We start from the raw sequence: 22,513 nt of genomic DNA, 5'->3' as shown, positions 1-22,513 counted from the left end.
GAGGCCCCATGGGTAGTGGCAGGCAATGAGCGAATTCACCATTCCAGGACTTTCCGAAGAACAGAGCAGCCGGATCCGAGTGCTGTTGCAAATCCAGCTGAGCACGTACAACGACCTGCATCTCACGCTGAAGCATGTGCATTGGAATGTCGTGGGCCCCAATTTCATTGGCGTGCACGAGATGATCGATCCGCAGGTGGAGCTGGTGCGCGGTTACGCGGATCAGACCGCGGAGCGACTGGCGGCATTGGGCGCCTCGCCGAACGGTACGCCGGGGGCGATTCTCAAACATCGCACCTGGGACGACTACTCGATCGGCCGCGATACCGCGCAGGCGCACCTTGCCGCGCTGGATTTGGTCTACGGCGGCGTTATCAGGGACGCGCGTAAGGCCATCGAAGAACTCGACGAGCTCGACCTGGTCACCCAGGACATGCTGATCGGTCAGGTCGCCGAACTGGAGAAGTTCCAGTGGTTCGTTCGTGCCCATCTGGAATCGGCCGGCGGCGAGCTCGCCAGCGGCGGTGCGCACACCGAGCGCCAGGCGGCGGCTCAGGCGTAGGCCGAGGTCTGGAATTCGGGCAGGACGTCGCGCTCCCAGGCGTCGAAGAAACCGTCCATGTCCGGGCCGATCTGCTGAACGTAGATCTCGTCGACGCCGGCATCGACATACTTGCGCACCTGCTGGATGTGGGCGTCGATGTCGGGCCCGCACACGATCGCGTCCGTCACAGCCTCGCGCGGCACCAGGCTCGCGGCGGACACGAAATCCGTTGGCCGGGGCAGTATCTGGTTGAGTTGTCCGGGTAGTTGCTCGGTGGCCCACAGTCTGTGCGCCGTGTCGGCCGCGAATTCCGGGTCGACGTCCCAGCAGACCTTCATCCCGGCCTGCACCGGCTTGCGGCCGCCACCGGCTTCCCGGAACAGGGCGACCCGCTCGGCGTCGGGCATCGTGATGCAGTAACCGTCGCCGATCCGCCCGGCCAGCCGGGTCGCCTGCGGGCCGAACCCCGATACGTAGATCGGTATGCGGTGATCCGGCAGCGTGTAGATGCGGGCGTCCTGGACCCGGAAGTAGCGGCCGTCGTGGTTCAGCTCTTCCCCGCGGTGCAGGGCCCGGATGAGCGCCACCGCTTCCGCGAGTCGGTCCAGCCGTTCTCCGGCCGACGGCCATGGGTCGCCCAGGATGTGCTCGTTGAGCGCCTCACCGCTGCCGACACCCAGCCGGAAACCGCCGCGCAGCTGAACGGCGGCGGTGGCGGCGGCCTGCGCGATGATCGCGGGATGCATCCGGAACGTCGGGCAGGTGACGGCGGTGGTGACGGGCAGTGCCGTGACCTCGGACAGCGCGCCCAGAACGCCCCAGACGAACGGACTCTGGCCCTGTTCGTCGTGCCACGGGTGGAAGTGATCAGATATCCACAGCGCGTGAAAACCGGCTTCCTCGGCTCGTCTGGCCTGAGAGATCAGGTCGTGGGGATCGAACTGTTCGCAGCAGAGGAAATAACCGATATGCGTCATGTGGGCCGCGTACCCGGCAAGCCGGGCCGGCAATCCCGTTGGCGCGTTACGATGACTACGGCCACCTGCCACCACAACGTCATGAGTGAAACCAACGGCGAGATCGCCGAGTCCGAATCCTGGGACGTCGCTGCCGTGTTCAGCGGCGGCGATGCGCAACACGTCGGCAGTTTCCAGTTCCATCTCGCCGAGCAGCGCTGGGTGTGGTCTGAAGCGGTGGCCCGCATGCACGGTTATGCGTTGGGGGAGGTCGAGCCCACCACCGAGTTGCTGCTGAGTCACAAGCATCCGGACGACCGCGCCAAGGTCGCCGAGATTCTCGAGCGCGTGCAGACCGGTGGGTTGTTCAGCAGCCGGCACCGAATCGTCGATTCCGCTGGAAAAATCCACTGGGTCGTGGTCGTCAGTGACCGGATGACCGACGAGGACGGCGAGATCACCGGCACCCACGGCTACTACATCGACGTCACCGCCGGCATCCAGTCCGACCTCTCCGTGGCCATGGCCTCGGTGGTGGAATCGCGCTCCGTGATCGACCAGGCCAAGGGCATCTTGATGGCCGCCTACGGCATCGACGCGGACCGCGCTTTCGAGATTCTGAAATGGCGTTCGCAGGCCACGCAGATGAAGCTGCGGACCGTCGCCGCCCGCTTGCTGGACGCGGTGATCCGCGAAGGCCTGGCGCCCGAGACCGTCACCGCGATCGACCATCTGTTGCTCATCGACGGACCAGCCGAGGCTTGACAAACGCGTCGAACAAATGTTCGAATGAAGTGTGCGGTGGGACGGGCAGGCGGTGGCGCGGGCCGAAGCGGACGGTGCCCTACCGGGCCTTGAACGGCTCGGGCTGGTCCGCAGTGTCCGGGTTCCCAAGTTCGACGGCATCACGTTCCACGAGGTGCTGTGCAAGTCGGCGCTGAACAAGGTGCCCGAGGCGTCGAATCTGCCGTTCCGCTACACCGTCAACGCCTACCGCGGATGTTCGCACGCGTGCCGGTACTGCTTCGCCCGCCCCACACATGAGTATCTGGACTTCGACTCCGGAAATGATTTCGACCGTGAACTCGTGGTGAAGACGAACGTCGCGGAAGTGTTGCGGCGGGAGCTCTTTCGGCGCTCGTGGACGCGTGACGCGGTCGCACTGGGCACCAACACCGATCCCTACCAGCGGGCCGAGGGCCGGTACGCGCTGATGCCGGGAATCATCACGGCACTGACCGATTCGGGGACACCGTTCTCGATCCTGACCAAGGGCACGCTGCTGCGCCGCGACCTGCCGCTGATCGTCGAGGCGGGTACCCGGGTCGGGGTCAGTGTCGCGGTGTCGCTGGCGATGCTGGACCCGGACCTGCATCGGTCGGTCGAACCCGGAACCCCTACGCCCGCAGCGCGTTTGGAGCTCATCTCGGCCATCACGCAGGCCGGGCTCGACTGCCATGTGATGGTCGCGCCCGTGCTGCCGTACCTGACCGACTCGGAAGCACACCTGGAGGCGCTGCTGTCGCGGATCGCGGCCGCCGGTGCCACGGGCGTGACGGTCTTCGGGCTGCATCTGCGCGGCGCGACCCGTGGCTGGTTCCTGGCGTGGCTGGGCTCGACGTATCCGGAGCTGCTGCTTAGATATCGCGAATTGTACGGGCGCGGTGCGTATCTCGGCCCGGAGTACCGCGAACAGCTGCGCAAGCGGGTGGCACCGCTGGTGGCGCGATACGGACTCGGCGGCCGGGTCAACAGACTTGACACCATGCGTACCGCCCCGGCGGCAGTGTCCGCCGGGGCGGTGCAGCCTGCGTTGTTCTGAGTCAACCGACCTGCAGGACCGCGGCGCCCGAGATGCGTCCGGCCGCCAGATCCCCCAGGGCGCGGTCCGCCTGATTCAGGGGATAGATCGGGGCGGTGACGTCGATGCGATGCGTGCCGGCGAAGGCGAGGAATTCCCGGGCGTCGGCGCGGGTGTTCGATGCCACCGACCGCACCTGGCGTTCCTGGAACAGGTGCCGCTGGTAGTTCAGCGCGGGGATGTCACTGAGGTGGATACCGGCGATCGCCAGCGTGCCGCCACGATCGAGGGCCTCGAGCGCCGGCAACACCAGATCGCCCACGGGGGCGAACAGGATCGCGGCGTCCAGGGCGACGGGCGGCCGGTCGGTGGCGCCCTGGGCCGAGGCGGCACCGAGATCGAGCGCGAGTTGCTGGGCGGCCTCGCCGCGGGTCATGACGTGCACCTCGGCGCCGCGGGCGAGCGCCACCTGCGCCGTGATGTGTGCGCTGCCGCCGAAGCCGTAGATGCCGAGCCGGCCACCGGCCGGCAGGTTGGCCCGAAGCAGCGACCGGTAGCCGATGATGCCGGCGCACAGCAGCGGCGCCAGTTCGGCATCGGTGTAGCCCGCGGGCAGCCGGTGGACGTAAACGGCTGGTGCCGTGACGAATTCCGCGTAGCCACCGTCGGCGTCCCAGCCGGTGTAGCGAGAATTCGGGCAGAGGTTCTCCGCGCCGCGCAGGCAGAATCGGCAGCTGCCGCAGGTGTGCCGGAGCCAGGCCACCCCGACCCGATCACCGACGGCGAGCTGCGCATCGGTGTGTTCGCCGAGCGCGACCACCTCGCCCACGACCTCATGGCCGGGGATGACGAGCGGTCGGTGGACCGGCAGGTCGCCCTCGGCGATGTGGAGGTCCGTGCGACACACGCCGCACGCCCGGACGGCGATGAGCACTTCACCGGCACCGGGCGCCGGGACCTCGACAGAGCCGAATTCGAGCGGGCCGCGCCCGATCGGCGCGGGCTCACGCACCCGCCATGCGCGCATGGGCTCAGCCTACGTCGAAGGTCATCCGGCCCGGACGTGGAAGACGTCCGACAGCGGACGGCGCGGTGTCGGTGGCGGCACGTCGTCGAATTCGGGTGCGACGCCGATCCGGACCAGAACCTGCGGCAGCGGATGGCCCGTCAGCGTACTGATCATGGCGCGCGTGGCGGGGTGCTCGGTCACATGGGTCAGGGTGCAACTTGCCAGGCTGGCGCCGGTGGCTTCGATGAGCACCGCCGACAATGTCTCGCCACACGCCAGGATGCCGCGCGGGGTGTCGTCGAGTGCCGATATCACCACGATGGTGGCCTGATCGTCGCCCACGTCCTGCCGCCGTTCCCTGATATGCGTCACCGGAAAGGTGCGCCCGACCTCGACTCGGTCGGATTCGGCGGCCGACACCAGTGCGCTGTGCGGAATTCCGGTGGTGGCCCCGAAAGGAGCTGTCCACCAGGCCAGTTCAGCGTGATACTCGGTGTCGTACATGCGTAGCGCCTCGGCGAGATGCGAGGCTTCGGCCAATTTGACCCGCTGTTGCGGCGTGATCAGATCGACGTGGGTGGGGCGGTCCTTCACCGCCAGCCGCAGCAGCATCTCGAACGCCGCCAGATTCTCGACCGGGCCGTAGGGCAGCCGGTCGGAGCGCCGGCGCGCGACGGCGTCGGCGTCCCTGCGCTGGGCGGCGGTGATGCCGGCCGATTGCCGGAAGTCGATGTCGGCCAGGTGGTGCCGGTTGTTCGGATTCGGAAAGCGGTCGACCAGGATCTCCCAGCCGCGCGCCGCCATGACCACGCGCAGATGGTCGAGGGCCGCGCCGCAGCTCAGCAGTGCCTGACGGCCGGCGCTGTCGGTGTCCACCAGTTGGTCGGGATCGAGAAAAAGCCGCAACGTGGTCGATTCGAGCACCCAGATCCACGGCTGGCTGTTGTGGAACGACGGTGCGCGACAGGCCGAATGAACTGCGTCCTCGATTTCTCCAAGTGCGACGGCGGTTTTCATCATGAGTTCACACTGCCCGCCATGGACCGGCTCAGACAGGGCCGGAAGTCATCAGTTCTCCAACGCGCGCAGGCAGAACGCGTAGATGCGCTCGCTGCCGATCGGGGTGAGCTCGAGGCCAGGTCCGAGTGCGCGCAGCCGTAGGGCGCCGAAGATGGTCTGCATGACGAGAGCCGCGGTGGCTTCGACGTCGAGGCCGGGCGCAAAGGTGCCATCGGCCATTCCGCGTTCGACGATGTCGACGATGAGCGCATGCAACGGTGTCAGCACGCGGCCGTAGTCGTCCGGCATCGTCTCGGCCAGGCGATCGTGGTAGAAGGTCAGCCCACGATTGATGCTGTCCTGCGTGCTGGACGCGGGCGGCACGCAGATGCGGTCTACCAGCTCCCGCAGCGCCTCGGCGGGGCTCAGCCCGGCCGCCTCGGCCTGCCACGTGGTGGTGAACTCGGTCAGCATCGCGTCGATCAAGGCCAGCACCAGCTCGTCCTTGGTGGCGAAGTGCTGATAGAAGGCCCGCAACGACGTCTTCGACCGCTCCACGACCTCGAGCACCGTGAACTCTGTGCGGCCGGTCTCGCCGAGGATGTCGAGGGCCGAGCGCATGAACTGTGTGGCGCGCGCCTGCGCGTCGAGACTGTTGTTTGCCACCCCGGCGTTCGACTTCGCCATGGCGACTGAGGTTACCCGGTCAGATCTTGAGATAACCCTTGTCTGCCGGGATTTGCGCGGCCGTCACCAACGACGACGCGTCGCTCGCCAACCAGACCACGATGTCCGAGATCTGATCCGGCTTGATCAGCGAATCCGTCGGCAGCGCGCCGGGGGAGAAGCTGTGGATGTACTGCGGATGATCCTGTAGGACCTGGTACATGGACACGTCGTTGCCCATGGGCGTGTCGGTGCCGTACGGGTGTACCGAATTCACGCGGATGCCGAACTCGCCCAGCTCTACGGCGAGCGCGTTGATCATGCCCACGACGCCGAACTTGCTGGCGCAGTAGTGCCCGCAACCCGGCACGGCCTTGATGCCGGCGGCCGAACTGGTGGCGATGATCGACCCACCGTTGCCGGCCGCGATCATCGCCGGCACCACGGCCCGGATGGTGTTCCACATGCCGGTCAGGTTGATGTCCAGGGTGTCCTGCCACTGCTGCGGGGAAATCTCCCAGAGTCGCCCCCAGTTCAGCACGCCCGCGTTGGCCACCACGATGTCCAGCCGGCCGAACTGTTCGATGGTCTCGGCGACCACGCGCTGCTGGCCTTCGGCGTCCCGGACGTCGACCTGCTTCGCGTAGATCTTGCGGCCTTCACCTTCGACGAGGTTCACCGTCTCGGCCAGATCCGCGGGAGTCGCCGGCGCGTACCCGTTGGCCTCCGCCACGGGCGCGCAGGCGTCGATGGCGACGATGTCGGCACCGGCTCGTGCCAGCCGGGCACAGTGCGAACGGCCCTGTCCGCGCGCGGCTCCGGTGACGAACGCGACCTTGCCGGCCAGCGGTTGATCGGTCATGCGCTGAGCTCCTCGCTCATCGTGGCCGCCTGGACGGCGCTGAACTCGTAGTCGGTGAGCGGCGATCGCCGCGCGAAAACCCTTGCCCCGGTGATGGTCTGCGGCCGGTAGTACGGCGTTTCGTGCTGGGAGTTGACGAAATAGGTGCGTAGCGCCGATTTGCGGGTGTAGTAGGTGTGCGCGGTCCGGCCGCGGCGGTCCATCAGGGCGTTCCACTTGTGGAACGCGTCGCCCGTCACCGCGACGACTGGGGCGCCGGCGCGGCCCCGGGCTTCTGCAATGATCCGAACCGCATGGGCGGCAACGGTTTCCACGTAGTCCATCCAGGCGAACCCGACGAACCCGAGCGGGCCGACGATCTCCCAGCGGTTGGGCAACCGGGGGTGGGCCGTGCCGGCGTAGGCGTGCAGGCCGTGGGCGCGGTAGTACTCGGCGAGGTCGAACCCGCCTGCGCCCATGATGGTTCCGGGCCGGTAGGTTTCCGGGTCGGTCCACAGCTCGTAGCCCGTGGCGGCGACCAGCAGGTCGGCCGGGTGGTCCACGCCGTCGGCCGTGCGGATCCCGTCGCGGGTGATCCGTTCGATGGGTGTGGTGATGAGGTGTGTGTCGGGGTGGTTCAGGGCCGGCAGGAAATCGCTGGAGATCACCGGCCGTTTGGCCATGATGCCGTAGCGGGGCAACAGCGCCTTGCGGGTCGCCGGGTCCTGCACTGTCGACCGCAGCAGCAACCGGTAGAGGTTGCGGCTGTTGCCGTCGTACAGCGGCATGAGCCTGGTCAGCACCGAGCGGGGCAGCCGGGAGAAGACGTGGACGATCGGCACGACCATGGCGACGTCCATCAGCAGCCGTCCGAAGATGTTGGCCGCGCTGACGACACCGGGCACTCTGAGCAGCCGCCGCAGCCACGGCGGGATGTCGAAGTCGACCTTGGGCAGTACCCAGGCCGGAGTGCGTTGGTACACATCGAGATTGGCGGCGACCCCGGACAATGCCCCGGTGATCTGCACTCCGCTGGAGCCGGTGCCGATCACCGCGACGCGCTTGCCGCGCACGTCGTAGTCGTCGTCCCAGTCGTTGGGACGCAGGATGGTGCCCTCGAAATCCTCGATGCCGTCGATGTCGATGACGTTCTTGGCGTTGACGTATCCGCCGACCGAGCTGATCAGGAACCGGGCCGTCACGTCGGGCTGGTTGCGAATCGACAGCCGCCACAGGCCGGCGTCGTCGTCCCACTGCTGGCGCAGCACCTCGGCACCCGCACGCAGGTGCGGTCGCAGGCCCAGCTTGTCGGCGGTGTCGCGCAGGTAGGCGTAGATCTCGGGCCCCGGCGCGAAGAACCGGGACCAGTCGGGGTTGGGCGCGAACGACAGCTGGTACCACAGCGACGGGATGTCGACGGCGAGCCCCGGATAGTGGTTGTCACGCCAGGTGCCACCGAAGTCGTCGCCCCGGTCGACGATGACGAAGTCGTGAATCCCTTTCTGCTGCAGCAGGTGGGCCGAGGCGATGCCGCCCGGCCCGGCGCCGATGATGACCACTTCGTGGTCGGGTGTGGTCATGGTGCCTCTCCGTTGAGTCCATTGATGATGTGGTCGGTGACGAAGCGCCGGATGGCGCGGGGATTGTCGAGGTTGACGCCGATGGGCGGGAGCAGTTCGAAGCTCAGCAGCACCCGGACGATCCATTCGCCGGCGCGCGCCGGGTCGACGCCGGCGCCGATCTCACCGTCGCGCTGCGCGGCCTTGACGCGCGGCTTCCAGAGTTCGACGGCGCGCTTCATGAGGTCTTCGCCGATGTTGCGCAACAGCAGGACGACGATGCCCTCGTTGATGCCCTTCTGTGGCGCCGAGGGTGAACTCTGCCGGTGCGTGCAGATCAGGACGGCGGCGGCGGCCACCTGGTCGGCCAGCGTGGACTGTTTGTCGATCTCGGCGGCCATGCCGTCGACGAACCTCGAGGCCAGATGGTCCAGCGCGACGCTGATGGCGTGGTCACGACCGCCCAGCGCGTTGTAGACGGTGCCACGCGAGACGCCGGCGGCTTCGGCCACCGCGGTGAGGCTGAATTGCCTTGGGCCCAAACGATGGAGCGTCTCCGCGGTGGCTTCGAGTAGGGCCGGCGAGATGGTGCGCGGCGTCGGCGGCTTGGCGGGCATTTGCACACATTAACGAAATTTGTTCAATGTGGTCAGCGATTCGGGAAATCGATTTCGGTGGTGGCGCGTGTCGGGGGCGCGGTGTACATTCGAACGTATGAGCGAAGCTTTGGTGGACCCCGACGCCGGCGAGGCGGCGTCGCTGGGTCGCATGGCGGAGCTCGAGCGGGTCAAGGCGCGTGCGGCGGCCGAGCAGGCTCGGATTGCGGTGGCGTTGGAGGCCCGGCGGGTGGCGGCGGCGAAGACGGGTGGGCCGCGGGTGTCGCGGGCCGCGCTGGGTTCGGAGATCGGTTTGGCGCGGCGCGAGTCCCCGCATCGGGGTGAGCGGTTGATGGCGATGGCCCGCATCCTGGTCGCGGACATGCCGTGCACGCTGGCCGCGTTGGAGTCGGGTGTGCTCTCCGAGCACCGGGCCGAGCTGATCACCAAAGAGGCGGCGTGCCTGTCGGTGTTGGATCGCCGGCTGCTGGATGCCGAATTGTGTGGGGATCCGGGCCCGCTGGCGGGGTTGGGGAACGCCGAGGTATCGGCGGAGGCCGCGCGGATCGCCTATGAGCTGGATCAGCAGACCGTGGTGGAGAAGATGAGGCGGGCGCGGTCCGCGCGGCATGTGCGGTTCCGGGTGGCCGCTGACGGCATGATGTCGATGACGGTGCTGATGCCGGCGGCCCAAGGTCAGTTGGTGCGCCAGACGCTGGCTCGTGAGGCGGCGTCGGCGGTGGCGGCGGGCTCGGAGCGCAGCCGCGCGCAGGTGATGGCCGATGTGGTGGTGGAGCGGGTCACGGGTCGTGATCCGGTCACGACACCGGTGCCGGTGACACTGAACCTGGTGATGTCGGATGAGACGCTGCTGACCGGGGGTGAGCAGCCCGCGCAGTTGGACGGCTATGGGCCGATTCCGGCGGTGCTGGCCCGGGATCTGGTGCTGGCCGCGGCGGCCGATGCGACGGTGGGGGCGGCATTGCGGCGCCTCTACGCCCAGCCGGGCACCAACAAGCTCGTCGCGATGGAGTCGAAGGCGCGGGCGTTTCCGAAGGCGCTCGCGACGTTCATCGGGTTGCGGGACCAGATTTGCCGGACCCCGTACTGCAATGCGCGGATTCGGCACACCGACCACGTCACGCCGCATGCCAAGCGGGGGCCGACGAGCTCACACAACGGCGACGGGCTGTGCGAGCACTGCAATTACGTCAAGGAAGAACCGGGTTGGCAGGCGGCGGCGAGTTATGACCGGTACGGCCGGCACACCATCGCGCTGACCACGCCATCGGGCGCGGTGTACACCTCGACGGCGCCACCGACACCCGACGGCTTGCGCATCTTCACCCGCGATGTCCACATCGCGCGGATCAATCCTGCGGCCTAGCCGAGGTCCTGCGCGTTGTACGTGTCGCACTGCTTGGGGTCGCCGGTCTGATAACCGGTGGTGAACCACTTCTGCCGCTCGGCCGACGAGCCGTGCGTCCACGACTCCGGGTTGACGCGTCCGGTGGCCTGCTTCTGGATGTGATCGTCACCGACCGACGATGCCGCCGACAGCGCGTCGGCAATGTCCTTGTCGCTCAACGGCTGCAGGAACGGCACGCCGGTGCTCTTCTGCTTCACCGTCGACGCGTAGTGCGCCCACACGCCGGCGTAGCAGTCGGCCTGCAGCTCGGTGCGCACGCTGTTGCCCTCGGCGCCCTTCGGCCCGCGCTGCGCCTTGCCGATGTCGCCGAGCAGGTTCTGCACGTGGTGACCGAACTCGTGGGCCACCACGTACTCCTGTGCCAAAGGGCCGCCGCTGGAACCGAATTCGTCGACCAGGGTCTGGAAGAAGCTGGTGTCGAAGTAGGCGACCTTGTCGCCTGGGCAGTAGAACGGGCCGACCGAGGTGTCGGCCGGGCCGCACGCGGTGTTGACCTGCCCGCGGAACAGCCGAATCTTCGGCGGCGTGTAGCCCTTCAACAGCTGTGACCACACGCCGTCCACCGAGTTGCCGGTGGCCACGATGCGGCACTCGAGGTATTTGTTGGCGTCCGCGCCGGTCTTGCACTTGCTCAGGTCGTAGGCGCTGGACCCCTGGCTGGACTGAGGTGCCTGGTTCTGGTTGCCGAGGATCGAACTGGGATCCACACCGAGGAACATGGCGACCACCACGATCACCAAGCCACCCATGCCGCCGCCGATCGCCATCCCGCGACCGCCGAAACCACCGCCCCCGCTGGTCGACGTGTTGCTCGTGTCGATCTGCATACCTTCGTTGAAGGACATCACCGCTCCGTCCGGGCCTCGAATACGACTGGATGTCAGCTTTCCACACTAGGATTTCCGGTGTGGCCGTCCAGCCCGAAACCATCGACCGTTCGACCATCGTTCACACCGTCGCCGGCGCCCTCAGAGGCACCACCGAGGGCAGTGTGCACGTCTGGCGTGGCGTCGGTTACGCCGAGCAGCCCGTCGGGCCGTTGCGGTTCCGCGCACCGCAGCCGCTGATCCCGTGGTCCGGCATTCGCGACGCCATCGATCACGGACCCATCCCGCCGCAGGGCAAGTCGTTCGTCGGCGGCGGCCGCGACGACCCCAAGATGCGCGACGAGGCCTGCCTCACCGTGACGGTGTGGTCACCCGATGTGACGGGCGCACTGCCGGTGATGGTGTGGATTCCCGGCGGCGCCTTCGTGTTCGGCGCCGGTCAGTTGCAGCTGTACAACGGGTCCCGGCTGGCGGCCAACGGCAACGTGGTGGTCGTCAACGTCACCTACCGGCTCGGTGTCTTCGGCGGTTTCGAACTCGGCGACCTCGGCCCGGGGTTCGACGACAACCTGTGTCTGCGGGACCAGATCGCGGCACTGCAGTGGGTGCGCGACAACATCGCCGCGTTCGGCGGCGACCCCGAGCAGGTCACCGTCTTCGGTGAGTCCGCCGGCGCGACATCCGTGCTGGCGCTGCTGGCAAGTCCGGCGGCCGACGGACTGTTCGGCCGGGCCATCGCGCAGAGTCCGGCGCTTCCGCTCATCGCCGACCGCGAGACCCGGGCCCGCCAGGCGCACGAATTCGTGCGCCGCCTGGACGTCCCCATCGACGAGATCGTCGCCCTGCCGCAGCGTCAGCTGCGCCGCGCCGCCGGTCAGCTGCAGGGGGAGAGCGCGGCCAGCAGTCCCAAACTGGCGTACGGGCTGACCTATGGCGTCGAGCTGTTGCCCGCGCATCCGGTGCTCGCCGCCCGGGCCGGGGCCGTGGCCAAGGTGCCGTTGATCGTCGGGACCAACAGCCGCGAGGCGTCGATGTTCGCCTGGGGCAGGCCGCCGATGCTGCCCACCACCGTGCCCATGGTCGACGACTACTTCGCGCGTATCGCACCCGACGCCAAAGACGCTGTGCTGCAGGCCTATCCGAGCTACCCGCGGCGCCGGGCGCTGATCGCTATCGGCTCCGACGTCATGTTCGGCGCCCCGACGTGGGCCTTCGCGGACGCCTACAGCGGCCACGCGCCGACGCACGTCTACCGGTTCGACCACACGACCTGGACGCTGAAGGTGCTGGGCCTCGGTGCCACGCATGGCAGCGAGATCGTGCACATCCAGCACAGCTACGGTTCGTACCTCGGCCGGATGTTGCATCCGCTCGGGCGTCAGGTGCAGCCGTCGGTCGGCCGGCGTATGCAGCGCACCTGGCTGGATTTCGCGACTGCGGCGCTGGCCAATTGGCCGACCTACGACACCGACCGTCGGGCCACGCGGGTCATCGGCTCGATGCGTGACGAAACCATCGACGACCCGGACCAGGCCCGCCGCGAGGTGTGGGAAGGGCTCTACGCGCCGTAACGCTCGTCGGTATAGCGGCGCAGATTGTGCAGGAACCGCTGGAAAAGCCACGCCATCATCGGGCGGCCCGCCCGCATGCCCAGCTCGCCGGCGAGGCCCTTGGGCTTCATCGCCATGACCCACGTCAGGTGACAACCGTCGGCGGTTTCCTCGACGGTGTACCCCTCAGCGAAGGCCGACAGCATGTTCGAGGTGCTGGTGTTGAACCGGAACGCCATGTAGGAGAAGGGTTCCCAGCCGATGAACTCCTCATCGCCGACGATGTGGCCGCGCATGGTCACCGTGCGGGTGGTGCCGACGCCGTACGGTTTCGGGCTGGTCCACTCCACGTCGGTGATCAGCGTCGCCCAGCGCGGCCAGGAGGTCTCATCCGAGAAGACCTCGAACAACTGCTCCGGCTTGATCGCCAGATCGACTTTGCTGACAAAGCGGAACGGTGCGCTGTCGATGAAGTCGACCCCGACGGGCTCGCACTGGTAGGTCTTCATGAGTAGACACCCTAGAACAGGGTGTCTACGGGTTCACGGTGTCCAGACCATCAGGTCTTCCATGCCGTTGTTCATCGTCACGGTCGTGGGGGCGGGGCCGGTGACGTCGAAGTGGATCTTTCCGGTCGATTGCCCGCCTTGTGGGATGGTCGCACCGCTGATGTTGACCGGGCTCGCGACCATCCACAGCACGCGGTACGCCGCCTGGTTCGGTGCGACGGCGTTGAACTGCGAAATGCCCGGGGTAACCGGGCCGCTCAGGGCGCGGACGGTGGCGGTGGCCTCCCAGAGCTTTCCGGCGACCCGGTAGCCCGGCATGACATCGGAGCTCGGCTTGAGGTCGGAGACCTGCCAGCTCAGCTGGACCTGACCGACGCTGTCCGTCATGGTCATGGCGCTACCCAGCTTGCCGACGAGTGGATAACCGGCCGACGCGATCGGCGCGCTGGCGATGCCGATGACCGAGAGAACCGCAACAGCTGTTCCGGTGACCTTCACTTCTGCCTCCTCGAAACGGTTTTCATCTGACCCTGTCAATTACGGATTACCACTGAAAAGCGCTGATGGGAATAGGATCGGAACTACGCGACACCATGCATCGAGGCGCGTCTTTCGTGATCGTTCAGAAGCGGGGCGCGTATTGGCCGGTCTGCTGACGGCGTACCGCGGCAGGCGTGATGTCGTCGTGCTCGGTCTGGCCCGGGGCGGCGTGCCCGTCGCTCGGGAGATCGCCGGCGCTCTCGACGCGCCGCTGGACGCGCTGATCATTCGCAAACTGGGCGTCCCCGGTCACGAGGAGTACGCGATGGGCGCGATCGGCGGCGGCGGTCACGTCGTCGTGAATCAGGATGTCGTTGGGCCACTGCAGATTTCGCAGCAGACGCTGTCCGCGGTCGCGGAAGCCGAGGGCCGTGAGTTACAACGGCGCGAAACCGATTACCGCCAGGGGCGGCCACCGCCGAACGTCAAGGGGCGCACCGTGATCCTCGCCGACGACGGCATGGCCACCGGAGCCAGCATGCGTGTCGCCGCCGAAGTGGTGCGCGAGCGCGGGCCGCGGACGTTGGTCGTGGCGGTGCCCGTCGGCACCGAAGCGGCGTGCCGCCAACTCATGGGGATCGCGGACGACGTGGTGTGCGCCGATATGCCGACGCCCTTTGCCGCCGTGGGGGAGTCCTACCGTGATTTCGGTCAGGTCAGTGACGAGGAGGTGCGCGAGCTGCTGCGTTAGAGCAGCTATTGTTTGGCCCCGGCCAACCTGGCAGCATCTGATGCAAATGGTGTGAGTTTGCTGTGGCCCGGGGGTGATCGGTCGGTGCTCCACGAATGGCCCCTGCACGGACGAGCCGAGGAACTGCGCGTGATCTCGGGTGCGACTCGGCGCGGCGCGGACCGGGCCCGCGGCATCGTGTTGGCGGGCGAGGCGGGGGTCGGGAAGACACGCCTGGCCCGTGAAGCCGTCGCTGTATGCCGGCCACCCGGGCGCTCGCGGTGGATCGCCGGAACCGCATCGGCGCGCACCATTCCACTGGGTGCGTTCGCCGATGTCGTCAGCGACTTCGGCCCCGATCCGCTGCGGCGGGTACGCGAGGTGATCGACGGGGTGATCGGGACTGCGCCGAACGGAAGCGTGGTGGTCGGCGTCGATGACGCCCACCTGCTCGACGACCTGTCGGCATTCGCGGTGCACCAACTCGTCACCCGCCGGCTGGCCACCGTCGTGCTGACCGTGCGGTCCGGTGAACCGGCCCCGGATGCCATCACCGTCATCTGGAAAGACGATGTGCTGGAACGCATTGAGCTGCAACCGCTTTCGCTGCCCGAGATCGGAAAGCTGGTGGAGCACATCCTGGGCGGTCCGGTGCACTCCCGGTGCGTGCAGCAACTGTGGCAGTACACGCAGGGCAACGTGCTGTATCTGCGCCATCTGTTGGACACCGAGGTCAGTGCCGGTCGGCTGACGCGGCATTCGGGGGTATGGCTCTGGGCGGGCCAGCCGCGGCTCACACCGACTCTCGCCGAACTGCTCACCACCAGGATCGGCCAGATTCCGGAGGCGGCGCGCGACGTGCTCGATGCGCTCGCCGTCACCGAACCGCTCGACACCGACATCCTGGCCGCGGTCACCGAACCGGGCGCTGTCGCCGAGGCGGAATCGCTCGGCCTGATCCGTGTCGACCGCAGCACGGCACCCGCTTCGGTGCGGTTGTCCCATCCGATGCTCGGTGAAGTCCGGCGCACCGGTTCGGTACGGATGCGGCGCCTGCACGGCCAGATCGCCGCTGCGCTCACCGCCCGGCCCGCCACCGATCCGCGGGACCTGGTTCGTCGCGCGGTACTGGCCCTTGGCTCCGATCTCGCACCGGATCCCGCGGTGCTGAACGCGGCCACGTCGGCCGCCATCCAGCTGACCGACATGCGGCTCGCCGAGTCGCTGGGCACGCGTGCGGTCGCAGCCGGGGGTGGGTTGGAAGCCAGCATCGCGCTGTCGATGGCGTTGATCTGGCAGGAGCGTGGCGAGGAAGTCGAGGCCATCTTCGCTCAACTTGCCGCGGAGACATCGGGTCCGCTGCGCGTACAGATCGCGCTGTTGCGTGCCCTGAACTTCGCGGTGATTCTCGGCCACACGGCCCGAGCCGAAGCCGAACTCGATGCCGAAGTGCCCGCCGGGGACGCGACTGTCGCGGCCACCGCACTGGCGTTGCGGGCATCGATCGACGTGGCGCGCGGCCGGTCGGCAGCGGCCATCGAGCAGGCCCGCAGGGTCATCGATGACCCGGACTCGGATGCGATCGCCCGGATGCTGTCGACGTGGGCGCTGGTGAGCAGCCTGGGTGAGCTCGGCCGCATCGACGAGGTCGACGAGGTGGTCGAGGCCGGGTACCGCCTAGCCGACACCGCGCCGGAGGTGTCACACCTACGGCTGCCGCTGGCCTTCCTGTACGCGCACATGCAACGCCTCGCCGGGACGCTCGATCAGGCCGACGTCACCATCGCGCGCATCCGCCGCGACACCGTCGATGTGCCGATCGAGGGGTCATGGCAGGTCGCCGAGTCGTGGCATGCGTTCGTAGCGGGGCTGTCCGCCATCAGCCGGGGTGCCCTGACCGATGCCCACCGGCTGTGCCAGGAGTCGCTCGCCGACTTCGGTGCCCGCGACAGCGGCAGTATGCGCAAGATGCTCGCCCGCCTCTGGCTGGCCAGTGCCGACGCCATGGCCGGTCGTGCTGTCGACGCCCGCCGCGAATTCGACGCCACGCCCTGGTGGCAGGCGGACCCGGACGCCTGTGCGCGCGATCCCGACCGCATCCTGGCCCGCGCGTGGGTCAGCGCCGCCGAAGGTGCTGTGTCCGAAGCGATTTCGATAGTCCGCACGGCTGCTGAGCGGGAGCGGCGGCTCGGCAGGGTGGGCTGGGAGGTCATGCTCCTGCAGACCGCAACGCAATTCGGTGATCAGACCACCGCTGATCGTCTCGCCGAGCTCTCGCTGACGGTACGGGGTCCGCGAGCGGCGGCCGCTGCCGCACACGCCGTCGCGCTGGCGGCCGCCGACGGTGACGGGCTGGTCGAGGCGTCCAAACGTTACGAACACTTCGGGGACCGGCTGGCCGCCGCCGACGCCGCGGCGCAGGCCGCGGCCGTCTACCAGCAGGCCGGACTGCGCGGATCGGGCCTCGGCGCGGCAACCACCGCCGCGCGACTGGCGGCCGAATGCGGCGGCGCCGACACCCCGGCGCTGCGGGCCGCGGCCACCCCGCCGGCGATCACCGTCCGGCAACGCGAGATCGTCGCCTTGGCGGCCAAGGGGCTGACCAACACCGCCATCGCCGAGCGGCTCGGGATGTCCCGTCGCTCCGTGGAGGGGCACATCTTCCGGGCGTGTCAGCGCGTCGGCGTCAACAGCCGCGACCAGTTGGTCGAGCTCGTCTTCGGCCGGCGCTAGCCCGGTCCGTCGCCGGCCGCGGCGAGCAGCGGCACCAGGACGTCACTGATCGGGGTGGGGATGCCGTGCGCGGCGCCCTTTCGCTGGATGACACCGTTACGGATGTCCCATTCCAGCGGGCGATGCGCTTCGCGGTCGATCAGCATCGACGTCGCCATGTCGGTCGGGGCCTGCTTCAACATGTCGGCGATCTCGTCGACGACGCCGTCGGGCAGTGTCGCGCCCTCGGCTCGCGCGACCGCGAGGCACTCGGCCAGATACCTGCGGGCCAGGGCGGCGACATCGTCGCGCCGGAACATCCCGGAGCGCCGGCCGGACAGCACCATCAATCCCACCACGGCGTTGACCAACAGCTTGCGCCATGCCGCGCTCAGGAAGTCCGGGTCCAGCTCGACGGCGATCCCGCTGCCGTCCAGGTCCGCCGCGAGACGGGCCGCGGCCGCGTCGTCGGGCAGCACCAGCCGGGGAGCGCTCAGCACCTGCACCCAGCCCTCGGGGCGGGTCTCCGCGGCGATCCAGATCGCCGCGGGTACGACGGCCGATTCAGGGCAGTAGGGCCGCAGCCGGTCAGTCTGCTCGACACCGTTCTGCAGTGCGCAGACCACGGTGTTCGGGCCGCACAAACGGGCCAGCCACGGCCCGGACGCGGCGTACTGGGTGTCCTTGACCGCCAGTCGCACCACGTCGACCGGCCCGGCGACGGTGTCAGGGTCGGTGTGCACCGGGCCCGGGACGACGATGGGCTCCTGGCCATCGACCCGAACCTCGATCTGTTGCCGCGCGGTCCGGCCGCACAGCTGCACCTCATGGCCCGCGGCGTACAGCAGCGCGGCGATGGTTGATCCGATGGCACCCGGTCCGACGAGGGCAAAGCTCACTGTCGCCAAAGTACCGGTCGGGGCGCCCCTTAGACTTAGCGGTCGATTCAGACGTCAGAGGAGATTTTCGTGTTGCGCAGCCACGCCGCCGGTTCGTTGCGGTCCACCGATGCCGGTCAGACGGTGACCCTCGCCGGATGGGTGGCGCGCCGGCGCGACCACGGCGGCGTCATCTTCATCGACTTGCGCGACGCCTCCGGGGTCTCCCAGGTGGTGTTCCGCGACGCCGCAGTGCTGGAGCAGGCGCACCGGCTGCGCGCCGAGTTCTGCGTCCTGGTCACGGGCGTCGTCGAGGTGCGGCCGGACGGCAACGCCAACAAGGACATCGCCACCGGCGACATCGAGGTCAACGCGACGACGCTGGAAGTGCTCTCGGAGAGCGCGCCGCTGCCGTTCCAGCTCGACGAGACCCCGGGCGAGGAAGCACGTCTGAAGTACCGCTATCTGGACCTGCGCCGGGAAGGCCCGGGCAACGCAATCCGGTTGCGCTCCAAGGTCAACGCCGCGGCCCGCGCCGTGCTCGACAGGCACGACTTCGTCGAGATCGAGACGCCGACCATGACCCGGTCGACCCCCGAGGGCGCCCGCGACTTCCTGGTGCCCGCCCGCCTGCAGCCGGGCTCGTTCTACGCGCTGCCGCAGAGCCCGCAGCTGTTCAAGCAGCTGCTCATGGTGGCGGGCATGGAGCGCTACTACCAGATCGCGCGCTGCTACCGCGACGAGGATTTCCGCGCCGACCGCCAGCCCGAGTTCACCCAGCTGGACCTCGAGATGAGCTTCGTGGACGCCGACGATGTCATGGGCGTGGCCGAAGAGGTGCTCGCGGCGCTGTGGCAGCTGATCGGCGTCGACCTGCCGCTGCCGCTGCCGCGCATCAGCTACGAGGAGGCCATGCGCCGCTACGGCTCGGACAAGCCGGACCTGCGCTTCGCCGTCGAGCTCGTCGAGTGCACCGACTACTTCAAGAACACCCCGTTCCGGGTGTTCCAGGCGCCGTATGTCGGCGCGGTCGTCATGCCGGGCGGGGCGTCGCAGCCGCGCCGCACGCTGGACGGCTGGCAGGAGTTCGCCAAGCAGCGCGGCCACAAGGGCCTGGCCTATGTGCTCGTCGGCGAGGACGGCGAGCTGGGTGGCCCGGTGGCCAAGAACCTCACCGACGACGAGCGCGCCGGTCTGGCCGCGCACGTCGGCGCGAAGGTGGGGGACTGCATCTTCTTCGCGGCCGGAGCGGCCAAGGGTGCCCGCGCCCTGCTGGGCGCCACGCGCATCGAGATCGCCAAGCGCCTCGATCTCATCGATCCGAATGCCTGGGCGTTCACCTGGGTGGTCGACTGGCCGATGTTCGAGTCGGCCGAAGAGGCCACCGCGTCCGGTGACGTGGCCGTCGGTTCGGGGAAATGGACCGCGATGCACCACGCGTTCACGTCGCCGGCGCCCGAGTCGGAGTCGACGTTCGACACCGATCCCGGCGCGGCGCTGTCCAACGCCTACGACATCGTCTGCAACGGCAACGAGATCGGCGGTGGTTCGATCCGTATCCACCGCAGCGACGTGCAGGAGCGGGTGTTCGCGATGATGGGCATCGGCCATGACGAGGCCCGGGACAAGTTCGGATTCCTGTTGGACGCCTTCACCTTTGGCGCGCCGCCCCACGGTGGTCTGGCCTTCGGCTGGGACCGCATCACCGCACTGCTGGCCGGGGTGGACTCGATCCGCGACGTCATCGCGTTCCCGAAGTCCGGCGGCGGCGTCGACCCGCTGACCGAGGCCCCCGCGCCGATCACCGCGCAGCAGCGCAAGGAGTCGGGCATCGACGTCAAGCCTGAGGCGAAGTAAGGAACCTCCGCAGGGCTTCGGCCATTTGCTCGCGGATCGGGGCTCCCGACACGACCAGGTCGACCATCGTCGTCGACAGGTGCGTGTGGCCGCGGGCCTGGACGTGCTCGGTGGGCACCCCGGCTGCGGCCAGCGCGGCGGCGTAGGCGTTGCCTTCGTCGCGCAGCGGATCGAACTCACAGGTCACCACCATCGCCGGGGGCAGGCCGGCGAGGTTGCCGCGCAACGGTGACCGCCGCGGATCGTCGGCGGGACCGGCGTAGAGGTCTGCGAACCACTGCATGAGCGGAGCGGTGAGTCCGTAGCCGTCGGCGTTCTCCTGATACGACGGATATGGCTGCGCGTCGGTCACCGGGGTGAGCAGGAGTTGCCCACTGATGCGCGGGCCGCCGTGGTCGCGCGCCCACTGGCACACGGCCGCGGCGATGTTGCCGCCCGCGCTCCAACCGGCGACGGCCAGCCGGTCGGGGAGTCCGCCGAGTGCGGCGGCGTTTTCGGCCACCCACTGCAGCGCGGCGACGCCGTCGTCGAAGGCCGCGGGGAACGGATGCTCCGGTGCGTGCCGGTAGTTCATCGAGAAGACCACCGCATCGGCCCGCACGCACAGGTCGCGGCACAGCGGATCGTCGGACGTCGCGTCGCCCAGCACCCAGCCGCCGCCGTGGAAGTAGACGACCACCGGGTGCGGGCGCGGCGTCGCCGGGCGGTGCAGCCGGTACTCGAGTTCGCCTGCGGCGCCGGGGAATCGGCCGTCGATGATCTCGCCGACGTCGGGGCCCGGTGGCCGGGCGGCATTGGCCTCGGTCATGGCGGCGCGGGCCACCTCGACCGGTAGTGATTCCAGTGGCGGGGATTCATGGCCGCCACCATCTCCAGCGCCGCCTGCACGTCCGGTTGCAGCCGCCGGACGACGCCGTCGTGGCACTGCGCGCCGGCCGGTCCGGTCAGCTGGAAACCCAGGTAGTCCCGGCCGACGACGTCGGCGCAGGCCGCACCGTAGAAGTCGACGCCGGCCGCGTAGGGCATGAAGACGCGGGGCTTGCCGGGGATGTTGGCGCCCACATACCACGAATTGGCTTGCGGGAACATGGTGATGGCGCCGGCGTCGGCGACGTGCTGCATCCAGCCGGCCTCGGCTGTCGGCGTTGGTTCGATGGTGTCGAAGCCGTGTTCTCGGAGATATGCCATGGTGTCGGTGACGAGTTCGACATGCTGCTCGATGGACACCGCCATGTTGGAGAGCACCGAGGGACTGCCCGGTCCGGTGATGAGGAACAGGTTCGGGAATCCGGTGGTGGTGAGGCCGAGGTAGGTCGACGGCCCTTGTGCCCATTTGTCTTTCAGTGCGAGTCCGTCGCGTCCGACGATGTCGATGGCTGTCACCGCACCGGTGATGGCGTCGAACCCGGTCGCGAACACCAGCGCGTCGAAGTCGAACGATTCACCCACGGTCGCGACGCCGCTCCCGGTGACGCCGACCAGTGGCTGGGTTCGCAGGTCGACCAACCGCACGTGGGGCTGGTTGAACGTGGCGTAGTAGTCGGTGTCGAGGCACAGCCGTTTCGCGCCGACCGGATAATCTTTGGGGCACAACAGGTCCGCGGTCTGTGGATCATGCACCGCGGCGCGGATCTTGTCGCGGACGAAGTCGGCGAACGACTCGTTGGCGGCCGGGTTGCTCATCAGGTCCGAGAACATGTTGAGCGTCTCGAGGAGTTCGCCGATCTCCCAGGCGCGTTCGTACCGCTGCTGGCGGTAGGCCTCGGGCACCGCGAATGTCGGGATCAGTGTGCGCTCCTGGGGCACGCCGCCGAACGACGCTCGTGCCGCCGCGCGGTAGGCGGGTTCGTCGGCCAGCGCGGCCTGCTTCTCCTCCGACACCGGCCCGTTGTGCGCCGGGATGGAGAAACACGGCGTGCGCTGGAAGACGGTCAGCTGCGCCGCCTGTGCGGCGATCAGCGGAATCGACTGGATGCCCGAGGACCCGGTGCCGATCACCCCGACGCGCTTGCCGGTGAAGTCAACCGGTTCGTGGGGCCAGCGACTGGTGTAATACCTTTCGCCCGTAAAGGTTTCGATGCCCGCGATGTCGGGTTCCTTGGGGACCGACAGGCAGCCGGTGGCCAGCACCAGATGACCGCACACCACGTCGTCTCCGTGGTCGGTGCGGACGCGCCAGCCGTCGTCGGCCCAGTGCGCGCTGGTGACGCGGGTGCCGAACGTGATGTCGCGGCGCAGGTCGAATTTGTCGGCGACATGGTTCAGGTACCGCAGGAGCTCCGGCTGGGTGGCGTACTTCTCCGACCATTGCCAGTCGCGGTGCCAGTCCGGGTCGAAGCTGAACATGTAGTCGAGGCTCGGGATGTCGACGCGCGCGCCCGGGTACCGGTTCCAGTACCAGGTGCCGCCGACGTCGTCGGCGGCTTCGAAGACGCGCACCGAAAATCCGCGCTCGCGGAGCCGGTGCACCAGATACAGGCCGGCGAACCCGGCTCCGACCACGACGGCGTCGACTTCGGACGTCATTGGCACCTCCGTCAATTCCCACGCAAGTATCGCGCCGTGACGGG

General features: G+C 68.4%; 20 protein-coding genes and 1 pseudogene. 8 read left to right on the top strand and 13 right to left on the bottom strand.

Going from position 1 to position 22,513, the window contains the following annotated elements; genetic code table 11:
- Positions 1–25 precede the first annotated feature (25 nt).
- Positions 26–562, top strand: coding sequence for a Dps family protein (locus G6N46_RS05295; protein WP_138249090.1), 537 nt, complete (start codon positions 26–28; stop codon positions 560–562).
- On the opposite strand, the gene G6N46_RS05290 is transcribed toward G6N46_RS05295, so the two are convergent.
- On the bottom strand, positions 553–1,521 hold the full coding sequence (locus tag G6N46_RS05290; RefSeq protein ID WP_138249091.1) for a TIGR03557 family F420-dependent LLM class oxidoreductase: 969 nt from the start codon (positions 1,519–1,521) through the stop codon (positions 553–555). The two genes, G6N46_RS05295 and G6N46_RS05290, sit on opposite strands and share 10 nt — an antisense overlap.
- An 81-nt stretch (positions 1,522–1,602) precedes the next feature.
- Here G6N46_RS05290 and G6N46_RS05285 point away from each other — a divergent pair, with 81 nt between their 5' ends.
- Both G6N46_RS05285 and G6N46_RS05280 read left to right on the top strand, forming a co-directional pair.
- Positions 1,603–2,265, top strand: coding sequence for a PAS and ANTAR domain-containing protein (locus tag G6N46_RS05285; protein WP_133426711.1), 663 nt, complete (start codon positions 1,603–1,605; stop codon positions 2,263–2,265).
- A gap of 31 nt (positions 2,266–2,296) precedes the next feature.
- Complete coding sequence (locus G6N46_RS05280; protein ID WP_138249092.1) at positions 2,297–3,322, top strand: Rv2578c family radical SAM protein; 1,026 nt, start codon at positions 2,297–2,299, stop codon at positions 3,320–3,322.
- A 1-nt stretch (position 3,323) separates the two neighbouring features.
- On the opposite strand, the gene G6N46_RS05275 is transcribed toward G6N46_RS05280, so the two are convergent.
- The 6 genes from G6N46_RS05275 to G6N46_RS05250 are packed head-to-tail and all read right to left on the bottom strand — an operon-like array spanning position 3,324 to position 8,992.
- On the bottom strand, positions 3,324–4,328 hold the full coding sequence (locus tag G6N46_RS05275) for a zinc-binding alcohol dehydrogenase family protein (protein ID WP_133426709.1): 1,005 nt from the start codon (positions 4,326–4,328) through the stop codon (positions 3,324–3,326).
- Positions 4,329–4,349: 21 nt separating this feature from the next.
- A complete protein-coding gene (locus G6N46_RS05270) occupies positions 4,350–5,330 on the bottom strand; it encodes an Acg family FMN-binding oxidoreductase (protein ID WP_133426708.1) in 981 nt (326 codons plus the stop codon).
- A gap of 48 nt (positions 5,331–5,378) precedes the next feature.
- Complete coding sequence (locus G6N46_RS05265) at positions 5,379–5,996, bottom strand: TetR/AcrR family transcriptional regulator (RefSeq protein ID WP_133426707.1); 618 nt, start codon at positions 5,994–5,996, stop codon at positions 5,379–5,381.
- 19 nt (positions 5,997–6,015) lie between these two features.
- Positions 6,016–6,837 (bottom strand): mycofactocin-coupled SDR family oxidoreductase, encoded by an 822-nt coding sequence (locus tag G6N46_RS05260; protein WP_061000429.1) that lies wholly within the window; start codon positions 6,835–6,837, stop codon positions 6,016–6,018.
- The gene (locus G6N46_RS05255; protein WP_133426705.1) at positions 6,834–8,396 is read right to left on the bottom strand and encodes a flavin-containing monooxygenase; all 1,563 of its coding nucleotides are present in this window, start codon (positions 8,394–8,396) and stop codon (positions 6,834–6,836) included. The genes G6N46_RS05260 and G6N46_RS05255 overlap by 4 nt, the downstream gene beginning before the upstream one ends.
- On the bottom strand, positions 8,393–8,992 hold the full coding sequence (locus G6N46_RS05250) for a TetR/AcrR family transcriptional regulator (RefSeq protein WP_064859017.1): 600 nt from the start codon (positions 8,990–8,992) through the stop codon (positions 8,393–8,395). The genes G6N46_RS05255 and G6N46_RS05250 overlap by 4 nt, the downstream gene beginning before the upstream one ends.
- A 97-nt stretch (positions 8,993–9,089) precedes the next feature.
- Between G6N46_RS05250 and G6N46_RS05245 the strand changes: the two genes are divergently transcribed.
- Positions 9,090–10,358 (top strand): HNH endonuclease, encoded by a 1,269-nt coding sequence (locus G6N46_RS05245; protein WP_133426704.1) that lies wholly within the window; start codon positions 9,090–9,092, stop codon positions 10,356–10,358.
- Here the strand turns inward: G6N46_RS05245 and ypfJ are convergent.
- Positions 10,355–11,245 carry a KPN_02809 family neutral zinc metallopeptidase gene (ypfJ, locus tag G6N46_RS05240; protein WP_133426703.1) on the bottom strand — a complete coding sequence of 297 codons (891 nt, stop codon included), beginning with the start codon at positions 11,243–11,245 and terminating at the stop codon, positions 10,355–10,357. The genes G6N46_RS05245 and ypfJ overlap by 4 nt on opposite strands.
- A gap of 62 nt (positions 11,246–11,307) precedes the next feature.
- Here ypfJ and G6N46_RS05235 point away from each other — a divergent pair, with 62 nt between their 5' ends.
- The gene (locus G6N46_RS05235) at positions 11,308–12,798 is read left to right on the top strand and encodes a carboxylesterase/lipase family protein (RefSeq protein ID WP_235688632.1); all 1,491 of its coding nucleotides are present in this window, start codon (positions 11,308–11,310) and stop codon (positions 12,796–12,798) included.
- Here G6N46_RS05235 and G6N46_RS05230 read toward each other — a convergent pair.
- Both G6N46_RS05230 and G6N46_RS05225 read right to left on the bottom strand, forming a co-directional pair.
- On the bottom strand, positions 12,786–13,286 hold the full coding sequence (locus G6N46_RS05230; protein ID WP_138249094.1) for an SRPBCC family protein: 501 nt from the start codon (positions 13,284–13,286) through the stop codon (positions 12,786–12,788). The genes G6N46_RS05235 and G6N46_RS05230 overlap by 13 nt on opposite strands.
- A 33-nt stretch (positions 13,287–13,319) precedes the next feature.
- Positions 13,320–13,784, bottom strand: a complete 465-nt coding sequence (locus G6N46_RS05225) for an MPT63 family protein (protein WP_138249095.1) — start codon at positions 13,782–13,784, stop codon at positions 13,320–13,322.
- A 76-nt stretch (positions 13,785–13,860) separates the two neighbouring features.
- On the opposite strand from G6N46_RS05225, the pseudogene G6N46_RS05220 reads away from it, so the two are divergent.
- A pseudogene (locus G6N46_RS05220) lies at positions 13,861–14,511 on the top strand (phosphoribosyltransferase); the annotation flags it as partial.
- Between the two features lie 90 nt (positions 14,512–14,601).
- Positions 14,602–17,229, top strand: a complete 2,628-nt coding sequence (locus G6N46_RS05215) for a LuxR C-terminal-related transcriptional regulator (RefSeq protein ID WP_138249097.1) — start codon at positions 14,602–14,604, stop codon at positions 17,227–17,229.
- Here the strand turns inward: G6N46_RS05215 and G6N46_RS05210 are convergent.
- Entirely contained in the window at positions 17,226–18,107 is an 882-nt protein-coding gene (locus tag G6N46_RS05210; RefSeq protein WP_138249098.1) for an oxidoreductase, read from the bottom strand. The two genes, G6N46_RS05215 and G6N46_RS05210, sit on opposite strands and share 4 nt — an antisense overlap.
- Positions 18,108–18,176: 69 nt before the next feature.
- Between G6N46_RS05210 and aspS the strand changes: the two genes are divergently transcribed.
- On the top strand, positions 18,177–19,943 hold the full coding sequence (gene aspS / locus G6N46_RS05205) for an aspartate--tRNA ligase (protein ID WP_138249099.1): 1,767 nt from the start codon (positions 18,177–18,179) through the stop codon (positions 19,941–19,943).
- On the opposite strand, the gene G6N46_RS28590 is transcribed toward aspS, so the two are convergent.
- The gene (locus tag G6N46_RS28590; RefSeq protein ID WP_235688631.1) at positions 19,924–20,751 is read right to left on the bottom strand and encodes an alpha/beta hydrolase; all 828 of its coding nucleotides are present in this window, start codon (positions 20,749–20,751) and stop codon (positions 19,924–19,926) included. The two genes, aspS and G6N46_RS28590, sit on opposite strands and share 20 nt — an antisense overlap.
- Positions 20,748–22,469, bottom strand: coding sequence for a flavin-containing monooxygenase (locus G6N46_RS05200; protein ID WP_235688630.1), 1,722 nt, complete (start codon positions 22,467–22,469; stop codon positions 20,748–20,750). The genes G6N46_RS28590 and G6N46_RS05200 overlap by 4 nt, the downstream gene beginning before the upstream one ends.
- Positions 22,470–22,513: the final 44 nt, after the last annotated feature.

Origin of the sequence: Mycolicibacterium phocaicum, from assembly GCF_010731115.1 — a bacterium.
Classification (GTDB): domain Bacteria; phylum Actinomycetota; class Actinomycetes; order Mycobacteriales; family Mycobacteriaceae; genus Mycobacterium; species Mycobacterium phocaicum.
The sequence above is the reverse complement of the archived record's forward strand: the minus strand, read 5'-3'. Positions and strand labels throughout refer to the sequence as shown.

Bases quoted from the DNA above. Each gene is read 5' to 3' on its own strand.
- G6N46_RS05295 (WP_138249090.1), top strand. From the start codon at position 26: ATGAGCGAATTCACCATTCCAGGACTTTCCGAAGAACAGAGCAGCCGG.
- G6N46_RS05290 (WP_138249091.1), bottom strand. From the start codon at position 1,521: ATGACGCATATCGGTTATTTCCTCTGCTGCGAACAGTTCGATCCCCAC.
- G6N46_RS05285 (WP_133426711.1), top strand. From the start codon at position 1,603: ATGAGTGAAACCAACGGCGAGATCGCCGAGTCCGAATCCTGGGACGTC.
- G6N46_RS05275 (WP_133426709.1), bottom strand. From the start codon at position 4,328: ATGCGCGCATGGCGGGTGCGTGAGCCCGCGCCGATCGGGCGCGGCCCG.
- G6N46_RS05270 (WP_133426708.1), bottom strand. From the start codon at position 5,330: ATGATGAAAACCGCCGTCGCACTTGGAGAAATCGAGGACGCAGTTCAT.
- G6N46_RS05265 (WP_133426707.1), bottom strand. From the start codon at position 5,996: ATGGCGAAGTCGAACGCCGGGGTGGCAAACAACAGTCTCGACGCGCAG.
- G6N46_RS05260 (WP_061000429.1), bottom strand. From the start codon at position 6,837: ATGACCGATCAACCGCTGGCCGGCAAGGTCGCGTTCGTCACCGGAGCC.
- G6N46_RS05255 (WP_133426705.1), bottom strand. From the start codon at position 8,396: ATGACCACACCCGACCACGAAGTGGTCATCATCGGCGCCGGGCCGGGC.
- G6N46_RS05250 (WP_064859017.1), bottom strand. From the start codon at position 8,992: ATGCCCGCCAAGCCGCCGACGCCGCGCACCATCTCGCCGGCCCTACTC.
- G6N46_RS05245 (WP_133426704.1), top strand. From the start codon at position 9,090: ATGAGCGAAGCTTTGGTGGACCCCGACGCCGGCGAGGCGGCGTCGCTG.
- ypfJ (WP_133426703.1), bottom strand. From the start codon at position 11,245: ATGTCCTTCAACGAAGGTATGCAGATCGACACGAGCAACACGTCGACC.
- G6N46_RS05230 (WP_138249094.1), bottom strand. From the start codon at position 13,286: ATGAAGACCTACCAGTGCGAGCCCGTCGGGGTCGACTTCATCGACAGC.
- G6N46_RS28590 (WP_235688631.1), bottom strand. From the start codon at position 20,751: ATGACCGAGGCCAATGCCGCCCGGCCACCGGGCCCCGACGTCGGCGAG.
- G6N46_RS05200 (WP_235688630.1), bottom strand. From the start codon at position 22,469: ATGACGTCCGAAGTCGACGCCGTCGTGGTCGGAGCCGGGTTCGCCGGC.